General features: G+C 36.5%; 6 protein-coding genes. 1 reads left to right on the top strand and 5 read right to left on the bottom strand.

The window, feature by feature from the left end:
• The 3 genes from ACYQ2O_RS09730 to ACYQ2O_RS09720 all read right to left on the bottom strand — a co-directional run bounded on the left by ACYQ2O_RS09730 (nt 1) and on the right by ACYQ2O_RS09720 (nt 2,754).
• Nucleotides 1–207, bottom strand: coding sequence for a hypothetical protein (locus tag ACYQ2O_RS09730; RefSeq protein WP_459796507.1), 207 nt, complete (start codon nt 205–207; stop codon nt 1–3).
• A gap of 305 nt (nt 208–512) precedes the next feature.
• A complete protein-coding gene (locus ACYQ2O_RS09725) occupies nt 513–1,682 on the bottom strand; it encodes a nucleotide sugar dehydrogenase (RefSeq protein WP_346025244.1) in 1,170 nt (389 codons plus the stop codon).
• Between the two features lie 91 nt (nt 1,683–1,773).
• Nucleotides 1,774–2,754 (bottom strand): LCP family glycopolymer transferase, encoded by a 981-nt coding sequence (locus ACYQ2O_RS09720; RefSeq protein ID WP_346025245.1) that lies wholly within the window; start codon nt 2,752–2,754, stop codon nt 1,774–1,776.
• 140 nt (nt 2,755–2,894) lie between these two features.
• Here ACYQ2O_RS09720 and ACYQ2O_RS09715 point away from each other — a divergent pair, with 140 nt between their 5' ends.
• The gene (locus ACYQ2O_RS09715; RefSeq protein WP_346025246.1) at nt 2,895–3,272 is read left to right on the top strand and encodes an integrase core domain-containing protein; all 378 of its coding nucleotides are present in this window, start codon (nt 2,895–2,897) and stop codon (nt 3,270–3,272) included.
• A gap of 300 nt (nt 3,273–3,572) precedes the next feature.
• On the opposite strand, the gene ACYQ2O_RS09710 is transcribed toward ACYQ2O_RS09715, so the two are convergent.
• Both ACYQ2O_RS09710 and ACYQ2O_RS09705 read right to left on the bottom strand, forming a co-directional pair.
• On the bottom strand, nt 3,573–5,696 hold the full coding sequence (locus ACYQ2O_RS09710) for an N-acetylmuramoyl-L-alanine amidase (RefSeq protein WP_346025247.1): 2,124 nt from the start codon (nt 5,694–5,696) through the stop codon (nt 3,573–3,575).
• Nucleotides 5,697–5,737: 41 nt separating this feature from the next.
• On the bottom strand, nt 5,738–6,292 hold the full coding sequence (locus tag ACYQ2O_RS09705; protein ID WP_346025248.1) for a glycoside hydrolase family 73 protein: 555 nt from the start codon (nt 6,290–6,292) through the stop codon (nt 5,738–5,740).
• Between the last annotated feature and the right edge of the window lie 186 nt (nt 6,293–6,478).

The raw sequence follows: 6,478 nt of genomic DNA, 5'->3' as shown, positions 1-6,478 counted from the left end.
TCAAGTCCAATGGGACAACTGAAGAAAATGTTTGGGTAATGAAACACACAGAATGAGCCATTTTAATATTAAAATTGAAGAGTTACCATCTCTAGAGAAAAGTTTCCGCCAAAGTATTGACACATACACTAATGTTAGGCTGATGATTAGTCCCAACCTTTTTTTTATAATATTAAATAATTCTACTAAACTGATTTCTTCTTCCATATTATCCTCCTGTTGCTACACCGACTGAAATTACTAATATCTATATAGCAAATTATCATAGATTACAGAATAGCATATAAAATAACAACTTTGTACCGGGTGAACAATATATTAAAATTTATTAAAGTGATTAATTCAAAAAAATGACACATTTCGAGTTTGAAATAATTATAATTACAGATCCTAACATTTAATACAAATAAATAACCTGTTTCCATTCAAACCGATTTAAATATTCATAACTTAAAATGCACTAGTCGGATCGACCGAAAGGATTCAGTCCTATCCAACCAGTGCACGTCCAATTAATTATTGTTGTACAAATCTCTAGTGTATACTTTCTCTTTTACATCTTCTATATCTTCAGTAATTCTGTTCGCTACAATAACGTCTACTTCATTTTTAAATGATTCCAAATCATTATTAACTTTTGATCTGAAGAATGTGTCCTCGGTTAATACCGGTTCATAAACAACGACTTCAATCCCTTTAGCCTTGATACGCTTCATAATTCCCTGGATAGCGCTTTGACGGAAGTTATCGGAACCAGATTTCATGACAAGACGGTAAATTCCTACTTTTTTCGGATTTCTAGCAATGATTTGTTCTGCGATGAAATCTTTACGTGTGCTATTTGCGTCAACGATAGCTGCGATTAAATTATTTGGTACTTTGTCGTAGTTAGCCAATAACTGCTTCGTATCTTTAGGCAGACAATAACCGCCGTAACCAAATGAAGGGTTATTATAATGATCACCGATACGAGGATCTAAAGAAACACCATCAATGATTGACTGAGTATCCAGATTGTGCACTTCAGCGTAGGTATCCAGTTCATTGAAGTACGCCACACGTAGAGCTAGATAAGTATTTGCAAACAACTTAACTGCTTCGGCTTCTGTTGACTTCATTAAAAGAACAGAAATGTCTTTTTTAAGCGCACCTTCTACAAGTAAGTCCGCAAATTTCTGGGCACGTTCTGACTCTTCACCTAAGATGATACGACTAGGATATAGATTATCATATAAGGCGTTTCCTTCTCTAAGGAACTCTGGTGAAAAGATGATGTTGTCCGTATCGAACTTGTTTCTAAGTTCCAAAGTATAACCTACAGGAATAGTGGACTTGATAATCATTGTTGAATTCGGGGAATACTTCAGTACATCTGAAATCACATCTTCTACCAGTGATGTATCGAAGTAATTTGTTTTGTCGTCATAATTAGTTGGTGCAGCAATGACTACATACTCCGGGTTATTACCGTATGCCTCCCCTTTGTCAGTTGTTGCCACCAAGTCCAAATCTTTGTTTGCAAGATAATCAGATATTTCCTTATCAACAATGGGAGATTTTTTCTCATTGATCATATCAACTTTTTCTTTAATAACTTCTAAGGCTTTAACTGAGTTGTTTTGCGCCAGTAAAATAGCATTAGATAAACCAACATATCCCATGCCTACTACAGTAATATTCATCTAGTTCATCCTTCCGAAATTTTTACATACAATACAATAATACCCTGTTAAGATGGAATCTACAACAGGGCAGTAAAATTTTATACAATAGTTAATTCAATTCGAGTTCAGATTTCAAATGATCCTGCACACGTGCAATTTCCTCATCGGGTATCATTTCATAATACACACCATTCATCATTGTTCCGCTACCTGAAAGCTGAAGCTGTTCGACATTTGATACAGATGATCGGTAGTTGTTAAACATATCCACCATATCTTCAAAGGCCATATTTGTACGCATATTAGTACTCATCGCTCCAAGGATTGATCGATAGTTCATTACAGAGTCAAGAGACGCCACACTTTGCATCGTGGCTTCAATAACTTGCCTCTGGCGGTGCTGTCTTCCGTAATCTCCTGAGGGATCATTCTTTCTCATTCTAGAGTACGCCAGAGCTTTAGCCCCATCCATGTGAGTGGTCTGCCCCTCTACAAATGTGTACTCCCCTTGAGAAAATGTAAGTGAAGGAACAACGTCTATACCACCTACAGCATCCACGATTTGTTGCATGCCCTCCATATTAACTGATACATAATAATCCACTGGAATATCAAACAGATTTTGAACTGTATTTACAGTCATGCTTGTACCGCCAAAGGCATAAGCGTGATTTATTTTATCCATAGTCCCACGTCCGACGATTTCCGTATAGGTATCTCTAGGAATACTGACTATGCTCGTTTTTTCAGTATTGGGGTTTATAGTTAATAGCATGAGTGTATCTGAGCGCCCTGACATGTTATCTGGACCATCTGTATCGACACCCATTATAAGAACAGAAAATGGGTCTTCACCTTTATCAACATCAAGAGGTCTTTCCTGACGACTTGTATGCTGCTCCTGTGCTTCCACTGGTTTATACATTTCGTCTGTTGTAGATCTCAGGTCTGAGTATACTTGCCACCCAATATAAGCAGCTATTGCTCCTATAAGAGTAAACATTAGCATAAATATAGAAAAGATGATTTTTCCAGCTGTTCGTTTATTATTTCTTTTGTAATGTTTTCTCGATCTTGATTGTTTAGTCATAGACTTCCTTCTCTCTTCAAAATATCTATCTATAAGTTTACCAGTTTATATGTCTTTGATTATTATAAAATGTGAATAAATCACAACAATTTAGCTTGCTACAGATATTGCGCTAGTTATTTTTTCCATCTAGCCGACAGATGACTGTGGGTCTGGTCTTTGATACTTTAACCAAGGCAACCCAACGATACGGTGCGGCCGAAGGACTCATTCTCCATTCTGACCTTGGTTCACACTACACAAGCGAAGCGTATGAATCTGCGCTAGAAAAACAAGGGATTCGTCATAGTTTCAGTCGGAAAGGAAGTCCTTACGATAATGCCGTAATCGAATCCTTTCATTCTATCGGAAAAAAGGAAGGAGTTTATCAAAATAATTATCCTGATTTCGATACCGCTTATAGAGAATTATTTCAATACATTGAAGCCTTCTACAATCGGAAGAGAATTCACTCGGCACTTGGGAACCGAACGCCCCTAGCCATTGAGCAAGCATACTTAGATCAAGCAGTCATTTAAGTTAGACGGAATCAATAGGACGGTTAAATAGAAAGACTTTAGCTTTCCTCATGGTTTCGGTAAATGTTCTAAAATGCGTCAGCGGTTAGAACGTTTACCGAAACCTTGAGTCCTCAAAACGGTCCATGTTTCATTAAGAAATTCTCTTAAATCGTGTCCAAGATATTGACGTAATACCAATAGGTTTACTTTTAACTAAGGAAAAAACTCAACTTTAATGAATATATTATATTTATTCATAAAAAGACTTAGAAGGATTATCATTAACTGATTCCCTTCCAAGTCTTAATGTTTAATATATTAAAATCCAAAGTATGAATCTATACCATTTTTAGTTGCCATTGCAGCTATTCTTTGATGTTGAGTAGTTCTAATAATAGATAATTCAGTTGCATTATCCATAAAGCCGTATTCTACAAGGACAGCAGGCATTTTAGTCATTCTTAGTACTCCAAAATTGTTTCCTTTTATTCCACGATCATTAAGTTTAGTTGCTGATATTAATCGAGGATGTATCTGATCAGCAAGTCTTAGGCTGTCTCTAATTCTAGGATCACTTGTAAGGAACGCATTCCTGTTTGTTTCCTGACCGAACCCGGAGGATACACGATGATGGATAAATGTTTCTATTCCACGTGCTCTTCCAGCATTAACTCCCCCCATCGCATTATAATGAATACTTACAAATATATCGGCATTTCTAGCATTCGCATCATTTGCTCTTTGTTCTAAAGTTAAAAATGTATCACTGTTTCTAGACATAACCACTTCATATTTACCTGAAGATACTAGATAATCTCTTAAAATACGTGCAAGAGATAGATTCAAAGTTTTTTCTGATATACCACCATAAACTGGACCAGAATCTATTCCACCATGGCCAGGATCTAGATAGATAATTTTTTTCGATGATTTATATAAATCTCTAAATCTTTCATTGATTCTATTAGAAAGGGTGTTTGTGCCACCTAAAATTATAAAATGATTTAACCCTTTGTTTCTAGCGTAGTTTTCAGCTGTTTGAATATTGTTGTCTCGCTCATCCAATAGTAACACTCCACTATTTTCCCTCGAAGCTAGAATTGATCCAGTAAGTATGTCTGCGAAAGCTGTTCCAGAACCAATATAAACTTTTCTGCCTGAGATTCCCCAGTGATTTAACACTCTTTTATTGACTTCATATCTATCTTTTCCAGCCAACCGTGTAGCGTTGCTGACTCTACTTTTAAGCTGATTTTCATCAGTATTGCTTATTGAAGTTGTCCCAACAATAATTCGCCAGTCTTTAATTGTGTTTGTCAGTTTTCTGACTTCTGGATGAAGCTCATTAGCTCTCGTTAACAAGATTGGTTGTTTGTATCTTCCTGCTACTGTAGAAATACTCACAGCATCAGCATATGCGTCGCCGTTAACTAAATGTGCTGTTGAAGGTCCGCGTAATGAAATCACTTCTTCAGCTATCATTCTAGATGTATCATAGCGGTTTTGTCCAGCTATCCGTCTGACATTTAATCCTCTGTTTTTTAAAGTATTACTGATGTGTTCTGGTACTGAATGAGGACCGCCTAAAATTATAATATTTCGAGCTTTCAGACGGGCAATTTCTGTTAATGTTTCACTATCTATTCTCTTATCACTAACCAGTAACATTGGTGCATTATGATGAGCAGCCAACGGAGTGCCAGAAAGTGCATCTGTGAACTTATATCCATTGGCAATGATAACGGTATCGCTACTGCTCCATCCTCTTCTGCTAATGTTTTCAGCCACTCTCATGCGGTTCTGACCTGCAATTCGTTCCACAGTGGTATTGTTAGCAGTTGAACTGACAGACATCATATTCATGTTGGAAACTTCCTCTAGTGGAGTAGTCATCAGGGAGTTAACAACTGATTTCTGCTTATTTTCTTCTCTAATGAACTGTAATCTTTCAACTAAATCTTTATTTTGACTAGCTCCAAATTCTTTTGGTTCTAGTACCTCTATCATGGAATGGATGGTATCTTCATCATCTATAAATAATTGAAACGCATCAAGGTTTTCTATTATTTCTTCTTCAGTTAGTTCATCATATGAGTTCAAAAAATCCATGTATGATTTTTCCATATCTGAATAAGAATCTTCTGCTCCGTCCAGGAATACCTCTTTTGTTTCACCATCTACTCTATCAGTAGGTGCTTCATCTTGAATGTCCTCTTCGTTACTTCCTTCTCGGCTCACTTCTTCTCTGGTGACCTCATTAATTGATTCATCTTTACTATTAAGTCCATCCTGAACAACGGCTTCAGTTACAACATCTTCAGTTTCATTGTTTTCTGAGGCGGAAACAATAGTGGATATGAACGATCCAAAATTCCCTGATAACATAATAGTGGCAGATAGTGCTAGAAGCAACTTTTTAAGTCGCTTATTAATACATTGCATTTTAAGATGTTCCTTTCTAAGTAATTATTTTTTGTCATAATTTATTTATCAAATTGAGTGAGATTATGCTCATTGATTATTCTTCTAATTGCTGTAAAGTAAGCTGGATCAGTAGCGTAACCTCTCAGTCCACCTTTATCTAATACTTCCCACACATCCTTTGTATTACTCTGCCAAGTTCCTCTATAATAAAAATCTTCTCCTGTTCCTCGACCAAATCTTAATAACTGAGCATAAGCCTGTAAGGACTGCTCGTATGAAGGAAAGCGTCTAAAACCAGCTAAAACGGAAATATTCTCATTGTTCATATGTTCCCATGTCCAAGTTAAAACATACGCTTGATCCCCTCTAGCTTTTATTCCAAAGAGGTTATGATAAGGCGGTCTAGCAAGTTGACTTTCTCCAATGGCACGAGCAACACCACTTTCATGAATAGCTTGAGCAATCATTAATGAAGGGTAAAGAGCTTCTTGTTTAGCCTCAGTTGATACTTTGACAGCTAATGGTGAAATCCATTGAATAAAATCTTGTACATTATTAAACTGAGATTTGTTATCAGTTTTAATTAGATTCGACTTCTGAGCAGAGGGCAGCATTGACTCTACACCCTGACGAGTTACAGCTAACTTATTTCCAATAGCAATATTATTAATATCTCAAGTTTCGCACCCTAATCAGACCTTGGAAAGCCTATCGGCTTAAGGTTAATCAACGAGATCAAACAGTGCTGTATGCCTGATTGGGCTGGTTTCCAGATAAAATTTCTTTAAATGAAGTCGGTA

This window comes from Alkalibacterium sp. m-11, assembly GCF_054658155.1.
This window is presented reverse-complemented; position numbering and strand designations above follow the sequence as displayed.